At 72.9% G+C, this 24,775-nt stretch carries 21 protein-coding genes, 1 tRNA gene and 1 riboswitch; of the genes, 11 read left to right on the top strand and 11 right to left on the bottom strand.

What is annotated here, in order from left to right; genetic code table 11:
• Positions 1–190 precede the first annotated feature (190 nt).
• The gene (locus ACIQ9P_RS17625; protein ID WP_402356070.1) at positions 191–1,651 is read left to right on the top strand and encodes a catalase; all 1,461 of its coding nucleotides are present in this window, start codon (positions 191–193) and stop codon (positions 1,649–1,651) included.
• Positions 1,652–1,702: 51 nt separating this feature from the next.
• Here ACIQ9P_RS17625 and ACIQ9P_RS17620 read toward each other — a convergent pair whose 3' ends face one another.
• Positions 1,703–2,122, bottom strand: coding sequence for a gamma-glutamylcyclotransferase family protein (locus ACIQ9P_RS17620; protein WP_402356067.1), 420 nt, complete (start codon positions 2,120–2,122; stop codon positions 1,703–1,705).
• 214 nt (positions 2,123–2,336) lie between these two features.
• Here ACIQ9P_RS17620 and ACIQ9P_RS17615 point away from each other — a divergent pair, with 214 nt between their 5' ends.
• Entirely contained in the window at positions 2,337–3,398 is a 1,062-nt protein-coding gene (locus ACIQ9P_RS17615; RefSeq protein ID WP_402356064.1) for an EamA family transporter, read from the top strand.
• A 73-nt stretch (positions 3,399–3,471) separates the two neighbouring features.
• On the opposite strand, the gene ACIQ9P_RS17610 is transcribed toward ACIQ9P_RS17615, so the two are convergent.
• The 6 genes from ACIQ9P_RS17610 to ACIQ9P_RS17585 all read right to left on the bottom strand — a co-directional run bounded on the left by ACIQ9P_RS17610 (position 3,472) and on the right by ACIQ9P_RS17585 (position 11,413).
• On the bottom strand, positions 3,472–4,572 hold the full coding sequence (locus ACIQ9P_RS17610) for a PhlD (RefSeq protein WP_402356061.1): 1,101 nt from the start codon (positions 4,570–4,572) through the stop codon (positions 3,472–3,474).
• A 326-nt stretch (positions 4,573–4,898) separates the two neighbouring features.
• Complete coding sequence (locus tag ACIQ9P_RS17605) at positions 4,899–5,462, bottom strand: EF-hand domain-containing protein (RefSeq protein WP_402356059.1); 564 nt, start codon at positions 5,460–5,462, stop codon at positions 4,899–4,901.
• Between the two features lie 146 nt (positions 5,463–5,608).
• Positions 5,609–7,375, bottom strand: coding sequence for a dipeptide ABC transporter ATP-binding protein (locus ACIQ9P_RS17600; protein WP_402356057.1), 1,767 nt, complete (start codon positions 7,373–7,375; stop codon positions 5,609–5,611).
• Positions 7,376–7,447: 72 nt separating this feature from the next.
• On the bottom strand, positions 7,448–8,440 hold the full coding sequence (locus tag ACIQ9P_RS17595; protein WP_402356055.1) for an ABC transporter permease: 993 nt from the start codon (positions 8,438–8,440) through the stop codon (positions 7,448–7,450).
• 105 nt (positions 8,441–8,545) lie between these two features.
• Complete coding sequence (locus ACIQ9P_RS17590) at positions 8,546–10,297, bottom strand: ABC transporter substrate-binding protein (RefSeq protein WP_402356052.1); 1,752 nt, start codon at positions 10,295–10,297, stop codon at positions 8,546–8,548.
• A gap of 141 nt (positions 10,298–10,438) precedes the next feature.
• Positions 10,439–11,413 carry an ABC transporter permease gene (locus ACIQ9P_RS17585; RefSeq protein WP_402356049.1) on the bottom strand — a complete coding sequence of 325 codons (975 nt, stop codon included), beginning with the start codon at positions 11,411–11,413 and terminating at the stop codon, positions 10,439–10,441.
• Positions 11,414–11,729: 316 nt separating this feature from the next.
• Positions 11,730–11,827: riboswitch (ZMP/ZTP riboswitch) on the top strand.
• Between the two features lie 21 nt (positions 11,828–11,848).
• Between ACIQ9P_RS17585 and ACIQ9P_RS17580 the strand changes: the two genes are divergently transcribed.
• Positions 11,849–13,306 (top strand): glycine hydroxymethyltransferase, encoded by a 1,458-nt coding sequence (locus tag ACIQ9P_RS17580; RefSeq protein ID WP_402356046.1) that lies wholly within the window; start codon positions 11,849–11,851, stop codon positions 13,304–13,306.
• Between the two features lie 373 nt (positions 13,307–13,679).
• The gene (locus ACIQ9P_RS17575; protein ID WP_402356043.1) at positions 13,680–14,669 is read left to right on the top strand and encodes a class I SAM-dependent methyltransferase; all 990 of its coding nucleotides are present in this window, start codon (positions 13,680–13,682) and stop codon (positions 14,667–14,669) included.
• A 36-nt stretch (positions 14,670–14,705) separates the two neighbouring features.
• Here the strand turns inward: ACIQ9P_RS17575 and ACIQ9P_RS17570 are convergent, their stop codons facing one another.
• From ACIQ9P_RS17570 to ACIQ9P_RS17560, 3 genes are all read right to left on the bottom strand, one after another.
• Positions 14,706–15,155, bottom strand: a complete 450-nt coding sequence (locus ACIQ9P_RS17570) for a very short patch repair endonuclease (protein WP_402356040.1) — start codon at positions 15,153–15,155, stop codon at positions 14,706–14,708.
• Between the two features lie 105 nt (positions 15,156–15,260).
• Positions 15,261–16,937, bottom strand: coding sequence for an APC family permease (locus ACIQ9P_RS17565; protein WP_402356037.1), 1,677 nt, complete (start codon positions 16,935–16,937; stop codon positions 15,261–15,263).
• A 274-nt stretch (positions 16,938–17,211) separates the two neighbouring features.
• Positions 17,212–17,299, bottom strand: a tRNA-Leu gene (locus tag ACIQ9P_RS17560).
• Positions 17,300–17,680: 381 nt separating this feature from the next.
• On the opposite strand from ACIQ9P_RS17560, the gene ACIQ9P_RS17555 reads away from it, so the two are divergent.
• A complete protein-coding gene (locus ACIQ9P_RS17555) occupies positions 17,681–18,157 on the top strand; it encodes an ATP-binding protein (RefSeq protein ID WP_402356034.1) in 477 nt (158 codons plus the stop codon).
• A 74-nt stretch (positions 18,158–18,231) separates the two neighbouring features.
• Here ACIQ9P_RS17555 and idi read toward each other — a convergent pair whose 3' ends face one another.
• Positions 18,232–18,894 carry an isopentenyl-diphosphate Delta-isomerase gene (idi, locus tag ACIQ9P_RS17550; protein ID WP_402356031.1) on the bottom strand — a complete coding sequence of 221 codons (663 nt, stop codon included), beginning with the start codon at positions 18,892–18,894 and terminating at the stop codon, positions 18,232–18,234.
• A gap of 351 nt (positions 18,895–19,245) precedes the next feature.
• Here idi and ACIQ9P_RS17545 point away from each other — a divergent pair, with 351 nt between their 5' ends.
• The 6 genes from ACIQ9P_RS17545 to ACIQ9P_RS17520 all read left to right on the top strand — a co-directional run bounded on the left by ACIQ9P_RS17545 (position 19,246) and on the right by ACIQ9P_RS17520 (position 24,765).
• Positions 19,246–20,001, top strand: coding sequence for a sugar phosphate nucleotidyltransferase (locus tag ACIQ9P_RS17545; protein ID WP_402356028.1), 756 nt, complete (start codon positions 19,246–19,248; stop codon positions 19,999–20,001).
• The gene (locus tag ACIQ9P_RS17540) at positions 19,989–21,062 is read left to right on the top strand and encodes an iron-containing alcohol dehydrogenase family protein (protein ID WP_402356025.1); all 1,074 of its coding nucleotides are present in this window, start codon (positions 19,989–19,991) and stop codon (positions 21,060–21,062) included. Before ACIQ9P_RS17545 ends, ACIQ9P_RS17540 begins: the two co-directional genes overlap by 13 nt.
• Before the next feature lie 88 nt (positions 21,063–21,150).
• Entirely contained in the window at positions 21,151–21,888 is a 738-nt protein-coding gene (locus ACIQ9P_RS17535; RefSeq protein ID WP_402357003.1) for a CDP-alcohol phosphatidyltransferase family protein, read from the top strand.
• A gap of 86 nt (positions 21,889–21,974) precedes the next feature.
• Positions 21,975–22,820, top strand: a complete 846-nt coding sequence (locus ACIQ9P_RS17530; protein ID WP_402357000.1) for a glycosyltransferase family 2 protein — start codon at positions 21,975–21,977, stop codon at positions 22,818–22,820.
• 171 nt (positions 22,821–22,991) lie between these two features.
• Positions 22,992–23,927, top strand: coding sequence for an ABC transporter permease (locus tag ACIQ9P_RS17525; protein ID WP_402356022.1), 936 nt, complete (start codon positions 22,992–22,994; stop codon positions 23,925–23,927).
• Between the two features lie 61 nt (positions 23,928–23,988).
• Positions 23,989–24,765, top strand: coding sequence for an ABC transporter ATP-binding protein (locus ACIQ9P_RS17520; RefSeq protein WP_402356997.1), 777 nt, complete (start codon positions 23,989–23,991; stop codon positions 24,763–24,765).
• Positions 24,766–24,775: the final 10 nt, after the last annotated feature.

Raw genomic sequence — 24,775 nt, 5'->3', positions numbered from 1 at the left:
GCCTACCTGGCGGTATTCGCCCCGGGGGCGGTCAGGGTGCGGCCCCGGACGCCCGGGCATAGCGTCGTCCGGGGGCCGGGGCATGCGCCGCCCGCCCGGGGGCAGTCGAGTACGCCGGGAGCACTCCAGCAGGCAGCTCCGGTGCACAGGCATTCAGTACACGGGGCTCCAGTACGCAAAGGAGGACACCATGTCCGACGCAGCGGTCCCGCACACGACCTCCAACACGGGGATCCCGGTCCCGAGCGACGAGCACTCGCTCACCGTGGGCCGGGACGGCCCGATCCTGCTCCACGACCACTACCTGATCGAGAAGATGGCGCAGTTCAACCGGGAGCGGGTGCCGGAGCGGGTGGTGCACGCGAAGGGGGCCGGGGCCTACGGCTCCTTCGAGACGACGGAGGACGTGAGCCGCTGGACCAAGGCGCTGCTGTTCCAGCCGGGGAAGCGGACCGAGGTGCTGGCGCGGTTCTCGACGGTCGCGGGCGAGCAGGGCAGTCCGGACACCTGGCGCGACCCGCGCGGGTTCGCGCTGAAGTTCTACACCGAGGACGGCAACTACGACCTGGTCGGCAACAACACGCCGGTCTTCTTCGTCCGGGACACGATCAAGTTCCAGGACTTCATCCGCTCGCAGAAGCGCCGCCCCGACAACGGGCTGCGCGACCACGACATGCAGTGGGACTTCTGGACGCTGTCGCCGGAGTCCGCCCACATGGTGACCTGGCTGATGGGGGACCGGGGCATCCCGAAGTCCTACCGGCACATGAACGGCTACGGCTCGCACACCTACCTGTGGATCAACGCGGACGGTGAGCGGTTCTGGGTGAAGTACCACTTCCGGACGGACCAGGGCGTCGACTTCCTCACCCAGGACGAGGCCGACCGGCTGGCCGGCAGCGATCCGGACCTGCACCGCCAGGACCTCTGGCAGGCGGTCGACGGCGGCACCCCGCCGTCCTGGACGCTGTACGTGCAGGTCATGCCCTTCGACGAGGCGCCGGGCTACCGGTTCAACCCCTTCGACCTGACCAAGGTCTGGCCGCACGGAGACTTCCCGCTGCTCCCGGTCGGGAAGCTGACGCTGGACCGCAATCCCGAGGACTACTTCGTCCACATCGAGCAGGCCGCCTTCGAGCCCTCCAACCTGGTGCCGGGCATCAGCGTGTCGCCGGACAAGATGCTGCTCGGCCGGATCTTCTCCTACCCCGACACCCACCGGTACCGGATCGGGCCCAACTACGCCCAGCTGCCGCCGAACCGGCCGCACGTCCCGGTCCACTCCTACGCCAAGGACGGGCCGATGCGCTTCGACCCGTCGCGGGCGGCGGCGCCCTACGCGCCCAACTCCTACGGCGGGCCGGCGGCGGACCCGAGGGCCTACGACGACCCGGCGGCGGGCTGGCAGAGCTCCGGCGCGATGGTCCGCGAGGCGTACTCACCGCACGCCGAGGACGACGACTGGGGCCAGGCGGGCACCCTGGTGCGGCAGGTGCTGGACGACGGGCAGCGGGACCGGCTGGTCGCCAACATCGTCGGGCACCTCGGGGCCGGGGTGAGCGACCCGGTGCTCCGGCGGGCGCTGGAGTACTGGCGCAACGTCGACCGGGCGCTCGGCGACCGGGTCGCCCGGGGGCTCGCCGGGGACTGACGGCGCGGGCCGGTGCCGTCCCCGGCCGTCGGCGCTCAGGCGCTCGGTCACTCAGTCGCGCCGTCGCCAGTCGCCGGAGGCGATCGGCGCCGGGTGCGCGCGCAGCCGGGCGCCGACGGCCGGTCCGGCGAGGTACACCCAGGCCGGGGCGGCTTCGCCGTCCCCGGTGCGGACGGTCAGCCGTTCGCGGACGTACTCGCCGCAGCCGTCCGGCCGGCAGTCCTCCAGCCGGTCCAGCGCCGCGAGCGCCTCCGGGTAGGCGGCCGGGCGGATCGTCACCAGCTCGCCGACGATCGACCGGCCCGGGGCGGTGTCCCGCACGGCGTAGGGGAATCCGGGGCCCGCGTGCAGCGCGGCGCCGTCCAGGACCGCCGGCCGGACCGAGGCGCAGCGGCCGGCCAGGAACACCGCGTGGTTGCGTTCCCCGGTGAGCAGGGTGCCGTAGACGAAGAAGGGGAGAGCGGGCGGCACGGGGACTCCTCGGGGTCGGGGCCGGGCACGGGACGGGGGCGGGACGGAGCCCGGTCGGGGCCGGGGGCAGGGCCGGGTCGGGACCGGATCGGGGCGTGCCCGGGAACGGGCAGGTGTTCGATGCTGACCGCCTGGTGATACCCACTGGCGCGCGGGGTGGCCGATGCGGTGTCATGTCGGATACTTCTGCCAGCACCGTCCCAGGGGGACACCCATGACAGCTCCCGCCGAACGCCGGCCGGCCGGGCCCGCGACCGTGTCCGGGACCGCCCGCCCCGCCCCCGCCGCGAGCACCGCCGCGAGCCCTGGCGAGAGCCCGGGCCAGGGCCCCGGAGACGTCGGCGGGGCCGTCGCCGGCCGGCTCGGAGCCGGGGGGTGGACGGCGCTGGCGGTGGTCTACGTGGTGTGGGGCTCGACCTATCTGGCGATCCGGATCGCGGTGGAGACCATGCCGTCGTTCCTCTCCGCCGCCGCCCGCTTCCTGACCGCCGGTCTGCTGCTCGTCGGCTTCGTCGCCGTCCGCCACGGTCGGGCCGGACTCCGGGTGGACCTGCGGCAGCTGGGCTCCGCCGCCCTGGTCGGCCTGCTGCTGCTGACCGGTGGCAACGGACTCGTGGTGCTCGGCGAGACCTCCGTCCCCTCCGGCCTGGCCGCGCTGCTGGTCGCCGCCGTGCCGCTCTGGATGGTGCTGCTGACGGCGGCCGGGGGCGAGCGGCCGAAGGGCACCGAACTGGCCGGTGTGCTGCTCGGACTGGTGGGCCTGGCGGTGCTCTCCGCGCCCGCGATCAGGGGCTCCGTCGCCCCCGCCGGGGTGGTCGCGATCATCTGTGCCACCCTCACCTGGGCCTTCGGGTCCTTCGCCGGCAAGCGGATCCGGATGCCCGGCAACGTCTTCGCGTCCAGCGCCTACCAGATGCTGGCCGGGGGGCTCGGCAATCTGCTGATCGGACTGGCCCGGGGGGAGGAGCACGGGCTGCGCCCCGGGGACATATCCACCCGGTCCTGGCTGGCGCTGGCCTATCTGGTGGTGTTCGGTTCGCTGGTCGCCTTCACCGCGTACGCCTGGCTGCTGCGCTCCGCCCCGCTGACGCTGGTCGGCACCTACGCCTACGTGAACCCCGTGGTGGCCGTGCTGCTCGGCCGGTTGGTGCTGGCCGAACCGCTGACCGGCCCCACCCTGCTGGGCGGGGCCGTCGTGGTCGCCGGCGTGTGCCTGGTGGTGAGCGCCGGCCGCGGGCCCGGTCGGGCGTCGGCCCGGCGGTCCGCCCGGCAGTGAACCCGTGGGCCGGTCCGGGTCCAGGAGCGAGCCCGCGGGCCCGGACCGGCCCGGGAGCGGCCCCGGCCCCGCCTCACCCGGCCCAGCTGCCGAGCAGCGAGCTCAGGGTCACGCCCGGGCCGAGCCCCAGCAGCAGGCCGCGGGCACCGGCCGGCGGGGGCGTGCGGTGGGTGCGGGCGAGGACGGAGAACACGGTGGCCCCGCCCAGGTTGCCCTCCTCGGCCAGGACGTCCCGCGAGTGCCGCAGGAACACGGCGTCCACGTCGAGCAGGGTCCCGAGCCGGTCCAGGATGGCCGGGCCGCCAGGGTGCAGCACACCGAAGTCCAGCTCCCGACCGCCGTGCCGGTCCAGCCAGTCGAGCAGCGCCGGGCCCAGGTCGGTGACCGAGCGGAGCGAGGCCCGGGTGGACGCGAAGTGGTCGCCCCGGTGGTCCGTCAGCTTGCGGTAGCGGTCGGTGGTGTGCGGGATGGTGTACTCGAAGCAGTGCTCCAGCCGCAGCCCGGGTGTGCGCTGCTCGGCCGTGACCACGGCGGCCGCCGCCGCGTCGCCCCAGAGGCCCTTGTAGATCTGGTCCTCCACCGAGGTGCGGGTGTTCTGGTAGAGCGAGGAGAGCGACTCGGCGGCGACCACCAGCACCACGGCGGACGGGTTCCAGGCCAGGAACCGGCGGGCCGTGAGCAGCACATGGGCGCCGCCCGCGCAGGCCAGCTGACTCATCGGCAGCCGGCTGATGTCGGGGCGCAGGCCCAGATTCTGCTGGAGGTGCACGTCCAGCCCGGGTACGGCGTCGCCGGTCGCGCTGGACACGATCACGCAGTCCACCTGCTCGGGCCGGACGCCCGCCGTCAGCATCGCCTCGGTGGCGGCGCGTTCGGCGGCGGCCAGCAGGTCGCCGAAGGTGGTGGTCTTGCGTTCGGCGGCGGTGCGCCCGGGGGAGGAGACCAGCTCGTACGGCCGGAAGTAGCGGCGGGTGCCGGGCAGGTTGCCGAGGGCCACCCGGACGGTCTGGGCCTGGCGGGCCGGGTAGTCGGGGTTGCGGTCGAGGATGTCCTCCCGGATCCGCTCGGCCGTCACGGTGTGGGGACCGAGGGCCAGGGCCGGGCGGGCGACGAAGGCGGGGGCGGAGGTGGGGGAGGGGGTGGGAACAGCGGGGGTGGGGGTCGTGCTGGGCATGCGGATGGTTCCTTGCGGCTGCGCGCGCCGCGTCCGGCCGGACGCGACGGCCGGTCCGGGCGGTCGTGGCCTGCCCGACGGCGCGGCGTCCGGCCGGCCTGGGGTCGGCCGGGACGCACCGACCCGTCGTGACAGCGTCCGACCCGTCCGGGCGCCGGCACCGCCACGCTACCCGCCGGGCGGGGACGCCGCCGTCCCCGCCCCCGGCCCCGGCCGCCGCCCGGGACACCGCCGGTCACCTGCGGGGATGGTTCGGTCACGCGCGTCGGCGGAGTCCTTCCGGGCGCGTCGGCGGCGCCCTTCCGGCCGGGCCGGACCGGGCCGCGTCAGAGCGCGTACGGAGGACGCCCGGCCCACCAGTGGCCGGGGGCGTCGGCCTCGCGGCTGGTCCAGAACTCGATGATGCCGCCGACGAACTCCTCGACCGAGAGCAGGCCGTCACCGTCCACGTCCAGCCGGCGGAACGCCTCGTCGGCGTCGTCGCGGGAGAGGGCGGAGAAGTGGCCGCGCTGGAAGACGAAGAACTCGCCCGCGTCCACCGTGCCGCTGCCGTCGACGTCGGCGATCGCGAGGAACGCCTCGGCCAGCGCGCCGAACACGGTCCGCGCGGCCACCGGGTCGTCGGCGAGCGAGCGGGTCGAGGCGACGAACTGGGCGCGGCCGATCGAGGTGGTGCCGACCGGCAGGTGGGAGACGTGCAGGTCGCGCCAGATGGCGAGGTAGGCGTCGACGATGCGCTCCTCGGTGCCGGAGCCCTCCGCGTGCCCCAGCGAACGGGCGACCGCCCGGCCCATCAGCACATGGTCGTGCTCGGTCAGCCGGCCGTCCCCGTCGGCGTCGAGGTGGTCGAAGCCGTGGTTGATCCTCGCGAGCAGCTTTTCCTCGGACACGTTTCTCCCGGATCGAGCAGATATCCCGTCACAACGGTCATTCGCTGCACGCTAACCCGCCGGGTACCGGCCGCGCAGGAGAAGACTCGAACTGTCGTCGGGCCGCGCGCGACCCCGTCGAGGGCGGCCCCGGGACGGTCCCGGGCTCAGCGCGCGGCGGCGAGCAGCTCCCGGGTGTACTCGGTGTGCGGGGCGGCGAACAGCCGTTCCCGGTCGGTGGATTCGACCAGCCGGCCGCCGTGCATGACGGCCACCCGGTCGCAGAAGTGGCGGACCACGGCGAGGTCGTGCGAGACGAACAGGAAGGCGACGCCGAGCCGTTCGCGCAGCTCCATCAGCAGATTGAGGACCTGTGCCTGGACCGACACGTCCAGGGCCGACACCGGCTCGTCGGCGATGATCAGCCGGGGCTCGGCGGCGAGCGCGCGGGCGATCCCGATCCGCTGGCGCTGGCCGCCGGAGAACTCGTGCGGATAACGGTCCAGCCGGTCGGCCGGCAGGCCGACCTGCTCCAGCAGTTCGGCGGACCGCCGCCGCCGCTCGCCCGCGCCGAGCGCGGTGTGCAGCCGCAGCGGGGTCTCCAGGGTCTGCGCGACGGTGCGGCGCGGGTTCAGCGAGGCGTAAGGGTCCTGGAACACCAGCTGGACCTCCTTGCCCAGCCGCCGCCGCAGCTCCCGGTCGGGCCGGGTGGCGTCCAGGCCGTCGTACCGGACGGTGCCGCCGGTGGCGGGCTGGAGGCCGGCCAGCACCCGCGAGGTGGTGGACTTGCCGGAGCCGGACTCGCCGACCAGGCCGAGGGTCTCGCCGGGGGCGATGCGCAGGCCGAGTCCCTCGACGGCCCGCACCGGCTCGGACCGCGTCCAGGGGAAGCGGCGCCGGCCGGGGAAGCGCACGGAGAGATCCTCGACCTCGACCAGCCACCGCCCGGCGGCCGGCGCGGACGTGGAGCCGGCGGCCGCCCGCTCGGTGCGGGGCGTCACCGCTGGACCGGGCCGCGCGGCCGGCCGGGGCGCGGGCGAGGGGTCGTCGACCGTCGGCAGCGGGGTGCCCGGTACCGAGTCCAGGGTGAGCGCGGCGCCCACCAGCGCTCTGGTGTAGGGCTCCCTGGGCGCGGCCAGCAGGGCCGGGGTGGGCGCGGTCTCCACCTCCCGGCCGCCACGCAGGACGAGGGTGCGGTCGGTGCTGCCCGCGACCACCCCGAGGTCGTGGCTGACCAGCAGCACGGCCGTGCCGTGCTCGCGCCGCAACTCGTCCAGCAGGTCGAGCACCTGGGTCTGCACCCGGGCGTCGAGCGCGGTGGTGGGCTCGTCGGCGATCAGCACCTCGGGGTCGTTCAGCAGCGCCATCGCGATCATCACCCGCTGCCGCATGCCGCCGGAGAACCGGTGCGGGTGGTCCCGGGTCCGGGCGGCCGGGATGCCCACCCGGTCGAGCATCTCGGCGGCCCCGCGGCGGGCCTCGGCCCGGCCCGCGCCGGGGTGGTGCAGCCGGTACATCTCGGCGAGCTGCGCGCCGACGCTGTGGAAGGGGCTGAGCGAGGTCAGCGCGTCCTGGAAGACCAGGGCCACCCGGCCGCCGCGCACCCGTCGCAGCACCCGCTCCCCGGCCCCGACCAGCTCCTGCCCGTCCAGCCGGACCGAACCGGTGACCGTGGTGGTGCGCGGGTCGTGCAGGCCGAGCACGGCGAGCCCGGTGGCGGACTTGCCGGAGCCGGACTCGCCGACCAGGCCGAGGACCTCGCCCCGGGCGAGGTCGAAGGACAGGCCCCGCACGGCGTGGACGGGTGCGCCGCCGCGCGGGTCGGCGAAGCTGACGGAGAGGTCGCGGACGCTGAGCACCGGTGGCTCGGTGGGCGAGGGCACGGGCGTGGGCGAGGGCGCTGGCGAGGGCGAGGGCGCTGGCGAGGTGGTCATGGGGAGGGCTCCAGGCGGGGAGGGGCGGTGGCTCTGCCGGTCGGTGGTCCGGACGGTGGTCCGGCGGGCGGTTCAGCCGAGGCGGATGCGCGGATCGAGCCAGGCGATCACCAGATCGGCCAGCGCGACGAACAGCACGACGAAGCAGGCGGCGAGCAGCACGGCCCCGACCACGGCCGGCAGGTCCTGCCCCTCGACGGCCTCGGTGGCGAACCGGCCCACGCCGTTCAGCCCGAACACCGTCTCGGTGATCACCGCGCCGCCGAGCAGCGCCCCCGCCTCCAGGCCGAGCAGCTGCACCAGCGGTCCGGCGGCGCCGCGCGCGGTGTACTTGAGGTGCGCCCGGAGCCGGCCGAGGCCCTTGCCGCGCGCGGTGCGGACGTACTCCTCGTTCATCGTCTCCAGCAGCTGGGAGCGCGAGAGCCGGGCGAAAACGGCCGAGTTGACGAAGCCGAGCACGATCCAGGGGAGCAGCATGCCGCCCGCCCAGGCCGCGAGGTCGGTGGCCGGCGGGGTGTAGGAGGGCAGCGGCAGCAGCCCGGTGGTGTAGACCAGGCCCCACTGGGCGACGTAGCCGAGGAAGTAGATCTGCACGCTGGCGCCGACCAGGGTGAAGCCGGAGAGCAGCCGGTCGGTCCGGGTGCCGTGCCGCAGCGCGGCGACGAAGCCGGTGCCGAGCCCGAACACCACCAGGACGGCGAGCGCGCCCGCCGCCAGCGAGACGGTCACCGGCAGGTGGTCGACCAGGGCCTCGGTGACCGGCTGGTGCAGTCGGTAGGAGTAGCCGAGGCACGGCGCGTCGCAGTGCAGGGTGGAGCCGTCGACGTCCTGGACGTCGCGGCCGACCACGATCCCGGTCAGATAGTCGGTGTACTGGGTGAGCAGCGGCTGGTCCAGGCCCATGCTCGCGCGGACCGCCGCGACCTGACCGGTGTCGCAGCGCGGGCCGCAGGCGGCGCGGGCCGGGTCGGCGGGGGCGGCGTAGAAGAGGGCGAAGGCGGCGGCGGAGACGGCGGCCAGGACGGCGAGCGCCTGGAGGATCCGCCGCAGGGCGAAGGAGAGCATGGTGGCCGGTCCGGGGTCGGTGGGCGTCGCGGTCGATGGGGGTGTCGGTGGTCCCGCCGCCCGCCGCGCGGGGCGGGCGGCGGGACCACCGGGGGTGTGTGGGTGTCAGGACTTCAGGTAGAGCCAGGTGAGGCCGACGGACCCGTAGATCGGGTGGATGAACGCGCCGCCGACGTTGGCCCCGCGCAGCTGGTTGACGGTCGGGTAGGCGAACGGCAGCACCGGCAGGTCCTTCATCACCGTCCGCTCCAGCGCGTACAGCTCCTTGGCCTTGGCCCTCGGCTCGCCGATCCCGTTGATCCGGTCGATCTCCCTGTCCACCTCGCCGTTGCGGTAGCGGGCGGAGTTGAGGTCGCTGTTGGCGCGCCCGTCGAAGGAGAACGGGATCAGGGTGGAGGGCGTCGGCCAGTCGACCGAGCTGGTCTCCTCCCACAGGTCGTAGGGGGAGTCGGCGCGGTGCGCCTCGTCCAGCAGGGCCTTCGGGTCGATCGGCTTGGGCACGACGGTGATGCCCGCCTTGGCGAAGCCGTCGACGAGCACCTGCGCGACCCGCTGGCCGTTCGGGGTGTTGGCGTACGCGTAGGTCAGCGCGGCGGGCGGCTGCGCGGCCTTGGCGAGCACGGCCTTCGCGGCGTCCGGGTCGCCCTCCGGCCGCGCCGGGTTCAGGTCGTACTTCTCCCAGCCGACCAGGGCGGGCGAGCTGAGGGTGCTGGCGAGCTCGCCCGCCCGGCTGCCACCGAGGACCTGCCGGGCCTGCTGGCGCGGGTAGGCGAGGTTGAGGGCCCTGCGGACCTCGGGGTCGGTCACCCGCTCGTTGTTCACCATGAGGTAGGTGACGAAGGCGCCCTGCCGGCCGGAGACGACCAGGTCCTTGGCCTTCGGGTCGGTGTCCACGGTCTGGTAGAGCTCGGGGGAGAGCTGGGTGGCGACCGTGGTGGCGTCCGCGCCGCCGTCGCGCCCGGAGAGGATCTCCTGGTTGATGTTGAGCGCCTCCTTCCCGAAGGTGAAGACGAACTTCTCCGGGTACTGGCTGCGGACCGGGTCGGTCTCCGCCTTCCAGTGCGGGTTGCGCTCCAGTACCAGCCGGGTGTTCTGGACGTGCTCGACGATCCGGTACGGCCCGGTGGCGAAGGGCTGCCGGTCGTAGTCGGTGCCGGTGTCCTTGTCCTTGCGCACCGGCGAGGAGGAGGACTGCGCGGCCATGTACGGCACGTCGGCCTGCGGCTGCGGGAAGTGGAACACCAGGGTGCGGTCGTCCGGGGTCCCGATCGCGGCCAGGTCGCCGTCCTGCGGGCCGGCGTACTTCTTGCGCGCCTCGTCGTAGCTGCTCTCGCCGGTCAGCCACTGCGGCCAGTACGGCGGGCCGACCTCGTAGCCCTTGCCGAAGGAGCGCTCGATGCCGTACTTGACCTGCTGGGAGGTGATCGGCTGACCGTCCTCCCAGGTCACGCCCTCCTTCAGCCGGTACGTCCAGGTGCGGCCGTCGTCGCTGGCGGTGCCGGTGTCGGTGGCGAGGTCACCGACCAGCTTGGCCTTGCCGTCGACCACCTGGTACTGGGTCAGCTGGCGGCCCCAGAGCAGCGAGGTGTTGTAGGCGGCGCCCGCGTACACCTTCTGCGGGTCGAGGTGCCGGAAATCGGTGGCGTTGTAGACGTTCACCGTGCCGCCGGGGCGGGCGCCGGGGACGGCGGGGGCCGGGCCGGCGCTCTCCTGCTCGGTGCCGAGCGCGGCGGTCAGCGGCGGGGCGTCCCCTGCCGCGGTGCCGCCGGCCGGGGAGGTGGAACCCGCGCCGGCCGAGCAGGAGGTCGCCAGCAGGGCGGTCGCGAGGACGGCGAGGGACGGTCTGATCCAGCGCATGGCGAATCTCTCCTTGCCCCGGGATCTCCGGGGCGGTCGGGTGAACTGTCGGGTGGACAGCGGAAGGAAGGGCGGTCGGTCGGACCGCGCGGCCGGGCCGGGGAGGGCCGGGGTCGCGGGAGGGGAGGGCCGGGGACGGCCTCAGCGGGCGGCCCGCGGGTCCAGGGCGTCCCGGACGGCGTCGCCGAGCAGGTTGAAGGCGAGCACGAAGAGCAGCAGCGCGACGCCGGGGAAGAACATGTACGTCGGGTCGGCCCGGAACACCTCGGAGCCGCGGGAGATCATCCGGCCCCAGTCCGGGACCGGCTCGTTGATGCCCACCCCGAGGAAGGACAGCACCGCTTCCGAGGCGACGAAGGCCGGCACCGCCATGGTGGCGTGCACCAGCAGCTGCGCCCGGACATTCGGCAGGAGTTCCCGGACCACGATGTGGAACCCGCCCGCGCCCATCGCCCGGGCGGACTGCACGAAATCCCTTTCCCGGAGTGAGCGGACGGTGGCGCGCAGGGAAAGCGCGAGCGGAATCCAGCCGAACGCGGAGAACACCAGCACCAGGACCAGGAACTGCATCCACTCCGGTTCCGCGGTGCCCGGGTCCACCAGCCGGGACTGGATCACCGGGCTGAGCGCGAGCAGCAGGAGCAGGGTCGGGAACGCCAGCAGGACATTGGAGAAGAAGCCGAAGACCCGGTCGGTGACACCGCCGAGGTAGCCCACCGCGACCCCGGCCAGCACCCCGAGGGCCGTGGTGACGGCGGCGGAGGCGAAGGCGATCAGCAGCGAGGTGCGGATGCCGTAGAGCAGCTGGGTGAACACGTCGCGGCCCAGGCCGGGCTCCAGACCGAACCAGAACTCCGCGGAGACACCGCCGTTCGGCGCGATCGGCAGGCCGCCGTCGCTGAGCAGGCCGGGAGTGTTCTGGCCGTAGTGCTCGGCCGGGTTCTTCCCGTACAGGGCGGCGATCAGCGGGGCGGCCAGGGCGAGCAGCAGGAAGAGCGCCACCACGCCGAGCGCGACGGCCCCGGTGCGGTCCCGGCAGATCCGGCGCAGCAGCCCCGGCGGGGCGGGCCGCAGGGGCGGCGCGTCCGATGCGGCGACGTGTTCGACCACTGCCATGACAGGAGTACTCCCCGAATTCCGTGCCGCCCCATGGGTACGGGTGCACCGACGTACATTTCCGGGCGGCCTCCCGGGGGTTTCCCGGGGGCGCCGCCGAGCGCCATCAGATCGGACACCGAGGACTTTCCGCAAATCATTCCGGAGGCTTCGGAGAAGTGTTTCCGGGCTTTGTTTCGGGAATGGTGACGGCTTCATTCCGCCGCAATACAGCCGTAGCACAAGAACGGGCTCAAGCGGACAAAAGGGATGTCATGTCCGCCGCTGTCCCGCATTCTGAGATCTCCGCCACAGGCCGCCCGGCGTTGGTACGATTCCGGCGGGCCGCGACTGGCGCGCACGGATGGAATCGACCATCGGGAAGCGGCCCCGTGCCGAATCACGACGCAGTTGCCGAGCGCCTGGGCCCCCCGACCTCCCCTCCAGGAGACCGCCATGGCCCAGCAGCCGCACACGGCCGCCACCCCCGCCGCCAACACCGCCTTCCGCTCCGCCCTGGACGTGGTCCGCGAGGTCGAACCGCGGATCGCCGCCGCCATCGGCCAGGAGATCGCCGACCAGCGCGCCTCGCTCAAGCTCATCGCCAGCGAGAACTACGCCTCCCCGGCCGTCCTGCTCACCATGGGCAACTGGCTCAGCGACAAGTACGCCGAGGGCACCGCGGGCCGCCGCTTCTACGCCGGCTGCCGCAACGTCGACACCGTCGAGACCGTCGCCGCCGAGCACGCCCGCGCCCTCTTCGGCGCCGACCACGCCTACGTCCAGCCGCACTCCGGCATCGACGCCAACCTGACCGCCTTCTGGGCCGTCCTCTCCCAGCGGGTCGAGAGCCCCGCCCTGGAGCGCGCCAAGGTCCGCAACGTCAACGACCTCACCGAGGCGGACTGGGCCGAGCTGCGCCGGGAACTCGGCAACCAGCGGATGCTCGGCATGTCCCTGGACACCGGCGGCCACCTGACCCACGGCTTCCGCCCCAACATCTCCGGCAAGATGTTCGAGCAGCGCAGCTACGGCACCGACCCGGCCACCGGCCTCATCGACTACGACGCGCTGCGCGCCACCGCCCGGGAGTTCCGCCCGCTGATCCTGGTGGCCGGCTACTCCGCCTACCCGCGCCGGGTCGACTTCCGCCGGATGCGCGAGATCGCCGACGAGGTCGGCGCCACCCTGATGGTCGACATGGCCCACTTCGCGGGCCTGGTCGCGGGCAAGGTGTTCACCGGCGACGAGGACCCGGTGGCCCACGCCCACATCGTCACCACCACCACCCACAAGTCGCTGCGCGGCCCGCGCGGCGGCATGGTGCTCTGCGCCGAGGAACTCGCCGAGCACGTCGACCGGGGCTGCCCGCTGGTGCTCGGCGGCCCGCTCCCGCACGTCATGGCCGCCAAGGCGGTCGCCCTCGCCGAGGCCCGGCGCCCCGAGTTCCGGGACTACGCCCAGCGGGTCGTCGACAACGCGCGGGCGCTCGCCGAGGGGCTGCTGCGCCGCGGCGGCACCCTGGTCACCGGCGGCACCGACAACCACCTCGTGCTCGTCGACGTCTCCGGCCACGGCCTGACCGGCCGCCAGGCCGAGGCCGCGCTGCTGGACTCCGGCATCGTCACCAACCGCAACTCCGTGCCCAACGACCCGAACGGCGCCTGGTACACCTCGGGCGTGCGGATCGGCACCCCCGCGCTCACCACCCGGGGCCTCGGTACCGCCGAGATGGACGGGATCGCCGCCCTGATCGACACCGTGCTGCGCGCCGCCGCCCCGGCCACCACCGCCGCCGGTGCGCCGTCCCGGGCCCAGTACGCGCTGGACCCGGCGGTCGCCGAGGGTGTCGCGAAGCGCGCCGCCGACCTGCTCTCCGGCTTCCCGCTCTACCCGGGCGTCGACCTGGCCTGATCCGCGGCACCCACCCGGCGGGGCGGCGGCCCCGCCCCGCCGGGCGCCGTGCTGATGACAATCGGATGGCCGGACTGCACTATGGACGAACCCGCTCCCACGGCGCGCACGGGCCTCGGTCAAGTCCGCGCACAAACGGCCGGGGCCGAAATTCTTTGCTCCGAGTCCGCGCAACTCCGCTCCGCGGCGAGTAGATTGCAGCGCACTCGGGAGCCCCGGACTACGGTTGGAGCCAGGCCGGGCCGCCCCCGTCCGCCCGGACCGCGTTCCGGCCCCGGACGCGGACCGCCCGGATCGTCGCAGGACCGCGGAGGCGGGCCCCGGGCCGGAGATCGTGCCCACTGGTCGTTCGTACCGTGTTAGGAGCCGCCTCGTGACAGACGCCGCACTCAGTGCAGACCAGCAGCGACCTGCCGAACCGGCGGTGCTCGACGACGTCCCCGGGTGGTTCTGGGACCAGGACCGTCACCTCTTCGACTGGTTCCTCGGCCGGCAGGAGAAGGCCGGCCGCTCCGGTGACCTCATGGAGATGGGCGCCTACCTGGGTCGCAGCGCGATCGTCATCGGCTCGCACCTCCAGCCGGGGGAGTCCTTCACGGTCTGCGACCTGTTCGACTCCGACGCCCCGGACGACGAGAACGCGGCCGAGATGGACATGTCCTACCGCAGGACGCTGACCCGCACCGCCTTCGAGATCAACTACCTCGCCTTCAACGAGCGGCTGCCGGAGATCGTCCAGGCCCCGACCTCGACCCTGGGCGGCGGCCGGGTCGCGCCCGGCGCCTTCCGCTTCATCCACATCGACGCCTCGCACCTCTACGAGCACGTCGCCGAGGACATCCAGGTGGCCCGCACGGCGCTCGCCCCCGAAGGCGTCGTGGTCCTGGACGACTACCGCTCCGCCCACACCCCGGGTGTCGCCGCCGCCACCTGGGAAGCGGTGTTCAACCACGGACTGCGGCCGATCGTGGTGACCGACAGCAAGTTCTACGGCACCTGGGGCGACCCGGATCCGGCCCAGCTCGACCTGCTGGCCCGCCGGGGCACGCTGCCGCACTGCGACATCGTCAGCGAGGCGCTCGACAGCCACCGGCTGGTCCGGATCAGCGGCAGCGACGCGGGCGCCGAACCGTTCCGGGTGTCCCGCCACCACGCCAGGCTGGCCGCCGAGGCCGAGCACCGGGACGCCGAGGAGGCGTTCCGCACCGCCGAGCGCGACCGCGAGGACGCCGACCGCGACCTCGCCGACCGTCGCGCCCGCGCCGCCGAACGCCGCCGCCCCGCCAACGTCGCCAAGCGCGCCGTCGGCGACCTCCTCCCCCCGGTCGTCACCTCCGCCATCCGCCGCGCCCGCCGCGGCTGACCCGCGGGGGCCGCGGGAAAGGGCTCGGGGAGCGGCTCAGGGAGCGTCGCCGGGTGTCGCCGCCTCCGGTGCGGGTCCGTCCGGGCGGAGTCGGGTCCAGACGCGTCCGGCGACGGTGGCCGGAGGTTCGTGCTCCCAGAACCGCAGGACCGTCCAGCCGTCCTCGGTGAGGTGGCGCGTGGTGTCCCGGTCGCGGCTGACGTTGCGGTCCAGCTTGGCGCGCCACCACTCGGCGTTGGACTTCGGGCTGGTCGCGTGGTCGGGACAGCCGTGCCAGAAGCAGCCGTCGAGGAAGACCGCGACCTTCGGCCCGGGGAACAGGATGTCCACGGTCCGTCGGGGCAGCCCCGGGACCTTGGCGTTCACCCGGTAGCGCAGGCCCCAGCGGAACAGCAGCCGCCGGACGGCCAGCTCCTGCGCGGTGTCGCGGGACGCCTGGCGGCTCATGCGGGCCGCGACGGAGGGGGAGGAGGCGGTGGGCGGCATGGGACCCAGTATTCCGCGCCCCGCCGACAGCGACGGAGGGGCGCCGCCCGGGACTCACCGGGGGCGCCCCTCCTGACGGACGGCGGACGGCGGGCGGTCGCGGCCTCAGCCGCGCGGGGCCCCGGCCGGCTCCTGCGCGGCGGTCACGGCGGCCCCGTCCTCGGCGCCCTCCGCCGCGGCGGTCCCGGCGAGTTCCAGCCTGACGGCGGCGAGACTGGGGTTCTCCCAGGCGCTGCGGACGCCCCAGGCGTAGAAGGCGAGCGCGATCAGCGCGACGACCAGCAGGTCCCAGCCTTCGGGGAGGTAGCCCCGGCCGCCGAAGTCGGTGGAGCCGGCCCAGGAGACCCCGGCCATCACGAACAGGTAGGCGACCATCCAGGCGCCGGCCCTGAGGTGCGGCTTCAGCTCGGCGAACGGCTTGCGCAGCTCGTACCAGGCCCAGATCGGCAGGCCGGCGGCCATCAGCAGGATGACCTTTCCGGTGAGCGGCCAGCGGGCCCAGTAGAGGACGAGCGAGCCGAAGATCATGGCGACCGGGGCGATCACCGGCATCGCGCGCAGCCGGACCGGCCGGGGGAGCTCGGGCGCCAGGCGGCGCAGCGCCATCACGGCGACCGGTCCGGTGACGTAGGAGATCACGGTGGCCACCGAGACGATCTCGGCGAGCGAGCCCCAGCCGCGGAAGACCGCGAGGAAGCAGAAGGCGACGACCAGGTTGAGCACCAGCGCCGGGCGCGGGATGCCGGTCTTCGGGTCGACCCGGCCGAAGAGCTTCGGCAGGTGGCCGTTCTCCTGGACGCCGTGGATCATCCGGGAGGTGGTGGCGGCGTAGATCATGCCGGTGCCGCTGGGGGAGACGAAGGCGTCCGCGTACAGCAGCAGCGCGAGCCAGTTCAGGCCCCAGGCGATGGCGAGGTCCGCCAGCGGCGAGGTGTAGCCGAGGCCGCCCCAGCCGTTGGCCAGGTCGGCGGTCGGGACGGCGCCGAGGAAGGCGATCTGCAGCGCGACGTAGATCACCAGGGCGATCAGGATCGAGCCGATCACGGCCTTGGGCAGCGACTTGCCGGGGTCACGGGCCTCACCGGCCAGGTTCAGCGGCGACTGGAAGCCGTTGAAGGCCCAGACGATGCCGGAGACGGCCACCGCCGTGAACACCGCGCTCCAGCCGTTCGGCGCGAAGCCGCCGTGGTCGGTGAAGTGATCGGTGTCGAAGTGCGCCAGCAGCAGGGCGCCCGCGGTGAGGGTGGGGACGACGACCTTGAACACCGTGATCGCCGTGTTGGTCTTGGCGAACAGCGTGATCGCGAACCAGTTCAGCCCGAAGTAGACGAGCAGCAGCACACTGGCCACGGCCACGCCGCTGACGGACAGCTCCTGCCCGTCGAAGAGGCCCTTGGCCCAGCCGAAGTCCCAGGAGCTCATGTACTGCACCGAGGCGGTGGCCTCGCCGGGGATGACCGAGACGATCGCGATCCAGTTGGCCCAGGCGGCCAGGTACCCGGCCAGCGAGCCGTGCGAGTACTGGCCGTACCGGACCATGCCGCCGGCCTTGGGGAACATCGAGCCGAGTTCGCTGTAGGTGAGGGCGATGGTCAGGGCGACGGCCGCGCCGATCACCCAGGCGACGATCGAGGCCGGTCCGGCCAGCCGGGCGGCCCGCTCGGCCCCGAAGAGCCAGCCGGAGCCGATGATCGATCCGAGTCCGACCGCGGTGAGGCTGATGGTGCCGAGCGAGCGGCGGTAGTGCTGGTGGGATGCCGTTGTCGACTCGGGTTCACTCACCGTATCGGTCCTCTGTCTCATCGTGTCACTTGGCTTTCCGGACAAACGGGAAGAGCCTAAGCGGCGAAATCGGGCGAAACCTCAGCGGGACCTCAGATTCGCCGCAAAACACCCGATCGTTGCCATCTCGTGTCCGAACCTCTGACCTTCGGCGGGGGCGCGCGGGGACGACCGGCGGGAGTGTGCGGGGCGTGCGAGGGAGGCGCCCTCGAAGGGCTCCGGGAAAAAAGAAATTCCCCGTGGGAAACTCTTGCGAGTTCCCACGGGGAATCCATGGTGTCCGAGGGGGGACTTGAACCCCCACGCCCGATAAAGGGCACTAGCACCTCAAGCTAGCGCGTCTGCCATTCCGCCACCCGGACGGGGTGTGTGCTTCGGGGGCTTTCTGCTCGCCCCCTCGGCGACAGAGAGAACATTACCAGGGTTTCGGAGTGCTTCTCACCTGCGTTTCCCCGGTCGGGATGGTGGGGGGCGGCGGTACGGATCGCTGCTGTGCGCGAACCGGTGGTTCAAGGACGGTTAACGGTCGACTTGTGCTCGATGAACGATCGGTATCGCTCAGCTCTGATCCGACACGGGCAAGTTGTCGACGGTGCCACGGCCCCGGGGGTGGCTCTCCTAGCCTCTGTGCACCGAGGGCGCCATGAGCGGAACGCCTGATTCCCGGGGTCGCGGACGAAGGGCGGCTGGACGTGGAGCGGATCAGCGAGGAAGAGACGGCGCCGACGGCGCCGGAGAAACGGGTGACCGCCGCGTCGGAGGTGGCGCGCGGCGGTCCGGTCGAGGGGGTGTGGCGCTTCACCGTGCCCGCGGAGCAGGCTTCGGTCCCACGGACCCGGCACGCCGTGCGGGACCGGCTGCTGGCCCAGGGCATGGCGGAGATCCGCTACCAGGAGCTGGTGGACGACCTGCTGCTGATCGTCTCGGAGCTGGTCGGCAACGCGGTCACCCACGCCGCGGAGCTGTCGCCGGAGGTGACCACCGAGCTGGCGGTGCGGGGCGGCTGGGTGCGGGTCTCGGTCGAGGACGGCGACCCGTACCGGCCGAAGGCCCTGGCGGCCGACACCGGGCGTACCGGCGGCCGCGGGCTGCTGCTGGTCAAGAGCGTCACGCTGCAGGCCGGCGGTGTGTGCGACGTGGAACAGGCGGGGCAGGGCGGCAAGGTCATCTGGGCCTCGCTGCCCCTCCCGCGCGAGGAGCCCGGCCGGCGGCCGGGCTAGGGCCTGGGCCCTTGCCGGGGGCCGGGGCCGCCGCGGGGCGGCCCCGCCCGGGGCGGTCGGCCGGAGCCCTCCGGCTACCAGTCCTTCCCGGCGATCTCGCGGATCCCCGGCAGGGCGGCTTCGAGGACGGTCCGGAACCAGACCGAGAACGGCCGCTCGGCCTCCAGCTCGCGCAGTTCCTCGGCGGTCACGAAGGCGTAGTCGTCCACCTCGTCCGGGTTGGGCCGCACCGGCGCGGTGACCAGACCCACGAACAGGTGGTTCCACTCCCGCTCGATCAGACCCGTGGCCTCGTCCGGCAGGTCGTAGCGGACCGTGCCCGCCTCGCAGAGCAGTGCCGGGGCGACGCCCAGCTCCTCCGCGGTGCGCCGGGCGGCGGCCACGAAGGGCGGCTCGTCGGGGTACGGGTGGCCGCAGCAGGTGTTCGACCAGACCCCGGGGGAGTGGTACTTGCCGAGGGCCCGGCGCTGGAGCAGCATCCGGCCCTGCCGGTCGAAGAGGAAGACCGAGAACGCCCGGTGCAGCCGTCCGGGCTGCTGGTGCGCCCAGTGCTTCTCCCCGGTGCCGATGGTCACGCCCTCGTCGTCGACCAGCTCCAGCAGGATCTCCTCCGGAGTGCCGGCGGCCCCGGTGGGGGCGACGTCCGTCTCGACGTCGAGGCCGGTGTCCAGGCCGGTGTCGAGGCCGGTGTCCAGCCCGGCGGGGGCGGTCGGATCGGTCGGCAGGCTCTGGGGCATGTGGCCTCTTTCGGCAGCTTCGGGAGCACGGGGGGCAACCACGGCACGCACCGGTGGCGTCGCGCCCCAGTCTGCCGTACGGGTGGCACGGGGGAGGGGCCCGACGCACAACCCGGCGGGAAGGGGGCGCCCGGGGGCTCGGGACGGGTGTCGGATTAGCAGAACCGTTCGGAATGTGTTCGATGTGTGTTCGAGTGCCCGGCCGCGTTCTGGCAGGTAGTCGTGGTCGCCTACCATCACATAGGACACCGCGGCCGCATCTCGGCGGCCCCGGCGCGCCCGCGCCGGTGACCCGAAGACCCCCCGGAGCCGGGCGCCGCCGCGCCCAGCACGAAGGATCAGGAGACCCGCATGATCGGCCTCGTTCTGGCAGCCGGCGCCGGCCGCCGGCTGCGCCCGTACACCGACACCCTGCCCAAGGCGCTGGTGCCGGTCGACGGGGAGCGGACCGTCCTGGACCTCACCCTCGGCAACTTCGCCGAGGTCGGCCTGCGCGAGGCGGCGATCGTCGTCGGCTACCGCAAGGAGGCCGTCGAGGAGCGCAAGGAGGCGCTGGAGCGGAAGTACGGTGTCAGGCTCACCCTGGTCGAGAACGACAAGGCCGAGGAGTGGAACAACGCCTACTCGCTCTGGTGCGCCCGCGAGCTCTTCACCGAGGGCCTGCTGCTCGCCAACGGCGACACCGTCCACCCCGCGTCGGTCCAGCGCACCATGCTGGAGGGCAACGCCCGGCTGACCGCCGAGGGCCGCGCGCCCGGCATCCTGCTCGCCCTCGACACGGTGAAGAAGCTCGCCGACGAGGAGATGAAGGTGATCGTCGACCCGGCCGCCGGGATGCGCCGCATCACCAAGCTGATGGACCCGGCGGATGCCACCGGCGAGTACATCGGTCTCACCGTGATCAACCCGGCCGCCGCCGCCGACCTCACCGACGCGCTGCGCGCCACCTACGAGCGCGACCCGCAGCTGTACTACGAGGACGGCTACCAGGAGATGGTGGACCGCGGCCTGCGGATCGACGTCCAGCCGATCGGCGAGGTCTCCTGGGTGGAGGTCGACAACCACGACGACCTGGCGAAGGCGCGGGAGATCGCGTGCCAGTACTGACCCGACTGGTGCCGTCGCCGCTCTTCGTGGAGATCCGCCCGGGGGCGCTGGACGCGCTCGGCGGCATCCTCGCCGACCAGCGGCTGTCCGCCTCGGGCCGGATCGCGGTGGCGATCAGCAACGGCTCGGGTTCGGTGCTGCGGGCCCGGTTGGAGCCGGCCCTGCCCGGCGCCGACTGGTACAGCGTGGCGGACGGCAGCCTCGACAGCGCGGTGCGGCTGGCCGACGGGATCCGCGGCGGCGTGCGCGGCGGCCACTACGACACCATCGTGGCCCTGGGCGGCGGCAAGATCATCGACGTGGCCAAGTACGCGGCCGCGCGGCTCGGCCTGCCGCTGGTCTCGGTCCCGACCAACCTGGCCCACGACGGCATCTGCTCGCCGGTCTCCACCCTCGACAACGACGCCGGGCGCGGCTCCTACGGGGTGCCGAGCCCGATCGGCATCGTGATCGACCTGGACGTGATCCAGGGCGCCCCGTCACGCTTCGTCGCGGCCGGCATCGGCGACATCGTCTCCAACATCTCGGCCTGCGCCGACTGGGAGTTGTCGCACGCCGAGACCGGCGAACCGGTGGACGGACTGGCCGTCGCGATGGCCCGCTCGGCGGGCGAGAACCTGCTCCGGCATCCAGGAAACCTTCAGGATCAGGGCTTCCTCACCGCCCTCGCCGAGGCACTGGTACTGTCCGGCATCGCGATGAACATCGCTGGCAGCACCCGGCCCTCGTCGGGCGCCTGCCACGAGATCTCGCATGCCCTGGACGTGCTGTATCCCAAGCGGTCCGCCCAGCACGGCGAGCAGGTCGGCCTCGGCGCCGCCTTCGCCAGCTTCCTGCGGGGCGAGCGCGAGCTGACCGGTCTGATCGTGGAGCGCCTGGCGCACCACGGGCTGCCGGTGACCGCGGCTCAGATCGGCTTCACCGAGGCGGAGTTCACCGAGGCGGTGCACTACGCTCCGAATACCCGGCCGGGCCGTTTCACCATCCTCGAACACCTCGACCTCTCCCCTTCCGCAATCAGGGACGCGTACGCCGACTATGTCCAAGCCGTCAACAGCTGACCGTTCCGCCGCCGGGTCCACGCCGCCGGTCGACCTGACCCGCCGCCCCTCGATCGAGGAACTGCGCGCGGTCATCCATCCGGAGGGCATGCTCCAGCGCCGCAGTGCGGAGCACTGGGCCGGCCGGCTCTACATGCGGCGGATCTCGCTGCGGATCACCCGCGTGCTCTCCACGGTCACCGCGATCACGCCCAACGGTCTGACCTACCTGATGATGCTCACGGGCATCCTGGCCGGTGCCGCGCTGATCGTCCCCGGGATCGCCGGCGCGGTGCTGGCGGCCCTGCTGATCCAGCTCTACCTGCTGCTGGACTGCGTGGACGGCGAGGTGGCCCGCTGGCGCCGGCAGACCTCGCTCACCGGTGTCTACCTGGACCGGGTCGGCCACTACATGTCCGAGGCGGCGCTGCTGACCGGCCTCGGCCTGCGCGCCACCGACCTGCTGCACCGCGAGGGCAGCGCCGCGCAGTGGGAGTGGGCCTTCCTCGGTACCCTCGCCGCGCTCGGCGCGATCCTGATCAAGTCGGAGACCGACCTGGTCGACGTGGCCCGTGCCCGCAGCGGCCTGACCGCGGTCGAGGACAGCGCCTCGGTGCCGCGCTCGGCCGGTGTCGCCAGGGCCCGCCGGGCGGCCTCGCTGCTCAAGTTCCACCGGCTGGTCGGCGCGGTCGAGGCGTCGTTGTTCGTGCTCGCGGCCGGCGTCGCCGACCTGGTGCACGGCGGTCTTTTCTTCACCCGGATCGCTGTGGTCGTGCTGGCCGCCATCGCGATGCTGCAGACCGTGCTGCACCTGCTGAGCATCGTCCTGTCGAGCAGGCTCCGGTGAGCGACGTGACAGCGGCGCACCGGACCGCGGACGCGGCCGACAGCACCGCCGCCGACACCTTCCGGCTCGGCGCGGTGATCATCACCATGGGCAACCGCCCGGACGAGCTGACCGCGCTGATCGAGTCGGTCCGCGTCCAGCGGGGCCCGGCCGTCGAGCTGGCCGTGGTCGCCAACGGCGCCCCGCTGCCGCCGCTCCCGTCCGGCGTGCGCGCGGTCGAGCTGCCGGAGAACCTCGGCATCCCGGGCGGCCGCAACGTCGGCATCGAGCTGTTCGGCCGCGACGGCCGGGACGTCGACGCGGTGCTGTTCCTGGACGACGACGGCCGGCTGCCCGGCACCGACGCGGCCCGGCTGCTGCGCGAGGCGTTCACGGCCGACCCGGAGCTCGGCATCGTGAGCTTCCGGATCGCCGACCCGGAGACCGGCGTCACCCAGCGCCGGCACGTGCCCCGGCTGCGCGCGAGCGACCCGCTCCGCTCCTCCCGGGTCACCACCTTCCTCGGCGGGGCGAGCGCGGTGCGCTGCGCGGTGTTCGAGAACGCCGGTCAGCTGCCCGCGGAGTTCTTCTACGCCCACGAGGAGACCGACCTCGCCTGGCGCGCGCTGGACGCGGGCTGGGCCATCGACTACCGGGCCGACGTGGTGCTGCACCACCCCACCACCTCGCCCGCCCGGCACGCCTCGTACTTCCACAACGTGGCCCGGAACAGGGTTTGGCTCGCGAGACGGAACCTTCCGGCCCCGTTGGTGCCTCTGTACCTGGGAACCTGGTTCCTGCTGACGCTGGCCCGCCGACCCTCCCCGGAGGCGTTCAGGGCCTGGCTGGGCGGGTTCCGGGCGGGCTGGCGCGAACCCTGCGGTACGCGACGGCCCATGCGATGGCGTACCGTTTGGCGACTGACCAGGCTGGGCCGACCGCCGGTCATCTGATCTGTCCGGTCACCCCCCGGTGACCTCTGGTGACCGGACGGTAGGCCGGTCGCCGGGCCGGTGACCACACACCGGCCGCACCCCCCGAGATCCGAGTGGATCCCCATCGGCGCAAGGCCGGCGGACCCCCGTCGACCGGCCCGCCCCGACGATCCCGCGCGAAGGACGAATGTGTCGACAGTGAGTGAACCCGTCAGCCTCTCAGCCCCGAGGGGGGCGGACGCGGGCCTGACCCCCAAGCAGCTCGCGGAAAAGTACGGCCTGTCGGTGAGCGGCAGAAGGCCCGGCCTGTTCGCCTACTCGAAGCAGCTCTGGGCCCGGCGCCACTTCATCTGGGCCTTCGCCACCGCGCGCCTGGTGGCCCAGTACACCGACGCCAAGCTCGGGCAGGTCTGGCAGGTCGTGACGCCGCTGCTGAACTGCGCGGTGTTCTACCTGGTCTTCGGCGAGATCCTGAAGAACAAGGACGACAACCCGTACTACGTCGCCTGGCTCTGCATCGGCGTCTTCATCTTCCAGTTCACCCAGAACGCGGTGCAGTCCGGCACCCGGGCGATCTCGGACAACCTCGGGCTGATCCGGGCGCTGCACTTCCCGCGTGCCTCGCTGCCGATCGCGTTCACCGTGATCCAGCTCCAGCAGCTGCTGATCTCGATGGTCGTGCTGTTCGCCGTCGTCCTCCTGAACGGCATCGAACCGGGCCGGACCTGGATCCTGGTGATCCCCGCGCTGCTGCTGCAGTCGATGTTCAACACCGGTGTCGCCCTGATCTTCTCCCGGATCGGTGCCAAGACCAGCGACATCTCCCAGCTGATCCCGTTCGCGATGCGCGCCTGGCTGTTCCTCTCCGGCGTCATGTACAGCATCTCGGACAAGATCAAGGACTGGCCGCCGTTCTGGCAGAAGGTGATGGAGCTCAACCCGGCCTCGGTCTACATCGACCTGGTACGGCACGCGTTGGCGCCGATCATCTACAACAAGCACGAGAAGGTGTTCCTGGAGTTCCCGCCGCACCAGTGGAAGTACGCCATCGCCTGGGGCGTGGGCATGCTGGTCGTCGGATACGTCTTCTTCTGGAAGGCTGAGGAGGAGTACGGCCGTGGCTGACACCGATGTTCGAGGGGCCCACCTGCGCAAGGACCTGGACGACGCAGTCCCCCGCCGCAAGGTGTTCGACGCCGACGTGGCTCGCGACCCCACCGTGGTGGTCGACGACGTGCACATCGTCTACCGGGTGCACGGGGCGGGCTCCGGCAAGGGCAGCGCCACCTCCGCGCTGAGCCGGATCATCAGCCGCAAGCGGTCGTCCGGCGTCCGCGAGGTGCACGCGGTGAAGGGCGTCAGCTTCACCGCGTACAAGGGCGAGGCGATCGGCCTGATCGGCTCCAACGGTTCCGGCAAGTCCACCATGCTGGCGGCCATCGCCGGTCTGCTGCCGACCGAGAAGGGCGGCATCTACACCAACGGCCAGCCCTCGCTGCTCGGCGTCAACGCCGCGCTGATGAACGAGCTGACCGGTGAGCGCAACGTCGTCCTCGGCTGCCTCGCCATGGGCATGTCCCCGGCCGACGTGCGCGCCCGCTATCAGGACATCGTCGAGTTCTCGGGCATCAACGAGAAGGGCGACTTCATCTCGTTGCCGATGCGCACCTACTCCTCCGGCATGGGTGCCCGGCTGCGCTTCGCGATCGCGGCCGCCAAGACCCACGACGTGCTGCTCATCGACGAGGCGCTGGCCACCGGCGACCAGGCGTTCCAGGCCCGCAGCAAGAAGCGGATCGAGGAGCTGCGGGCGGAGGCCGGTACGGTCTTCCTGGTCAGCCACGACAACGCGTCGATCCGCGAGACCTGCGAGCGGACGATCTGGATCGAGGCCGGCGAGCTGATCATGGACGGTCCGACCGAGGAGGTCGTGCTCGCCTACGAGCGCGGCGAGCGTCCGTAGTACGGCACCG

Origin of the sequence: Kitasatospora sp. NPDC094019, assembly GCF_044764505.1 — a bacterium.
Classification (GTDB): Bacteria; Actinomycetota; Actinomycetes; order Streptomycetales; family Streptomycetaceae; genus Kitasatospora.
This window is presented reverse-complemented; position numbering and strand designations above follow the sequence as displayed.

Coding starts and splice junctions, on each gene's coding strand:
- ACIQ9P_RS17625 (WP_402356070.1), top strand. CDS start 191: ATGTCCGACGCAGCGGTCCCGCACACGACCTCCAACACGGGGATCCCG.
- ACIQ9P_RS17615 (WP_402356064.1), top strand. CDS start 2,337: ATGACAGCTCCCGCCGAACGCCGGCCGGCCGGGCCCGCGACCGTGTCC.
- ACIQ9P_RS17610 (WP_402356061.1), bottom strand. CDS start 4,572: ATGCCCAGCACGACCCCCACCCCCGCTGTTCCCACCCCCTCCCCCACC.
- ACIQ9P_RS17600 (WP_402356057.1), bottom strand. CDS start 7,375: ATGACCACCTCGCCAGCGCCCTCGCCCTCGCCAGCGCCCTCGCCCACG.
- ACIQ9P_RS17595 (WP_402356055.1), bottom strand. CDS start 8,440: ATGCTCTCCTTCGCCCTGCGGCGGATCCTCCAGGCGCTCGCCGTCCTG.
- ACIQ9P_RS17590 (WP_402356052.1), bottom strand. CDS start 10,297: ATGCGCTGGATCAGACCGTCCCTCGCCGTCCTCGCGACCGCCCTGCTG.
- ACIQ9P_RS17585 (WP_402356049.1), bottom strand. CDS start 11,413: ATGGCAGTGGTCGAACACGTCGCCGCATCGGACGCGCCGCCCCTGCGG.
- ACIQ9P_RS17580 (WP_402356046.1), top strand. CDS start 11,849: ATGGCCCAGCAGCCGCACACGGCCGCCACCCCCGCCGCCAACACCGCC.
- ACIQ9P_RS17570 (WP_402356040.1), bottom strand. CDS start 15,155: ATGCCGCCCACCGCCTCCTCCCCCTCCGTCGCGGCCCGCATGAGCCGC.
- idi (WP_402356031.1), bottom strand. CDS start 18,894: ATGCCCCAGAGCCTGCCGACCGATCCGACCGCCCCCGCCGGGCTGGAC.
- ACIQ9P_RS17545 (WP_402356028.1), top strand. CDS start 19,246: ATGATCGGCCTCGTTCTGGCAGCCGGCGCCGGCCGCCGGCTGCGCCCG.
- ACIQ9P_RS17535 (WP_402357003.1), top strand. CDS start 21,151: ATGCTCCAGCGCCGCAGTGCGGAGCACTGGGCCGGCCGGCTCTACATG.
- ACIQ9P_RS17530 (WP_402357000.1), top strand. CDS start 21,975: ATGGGCAACCGCCCGGACGAGCTGACCGCGCTGATCGAGTCGGTCCGC.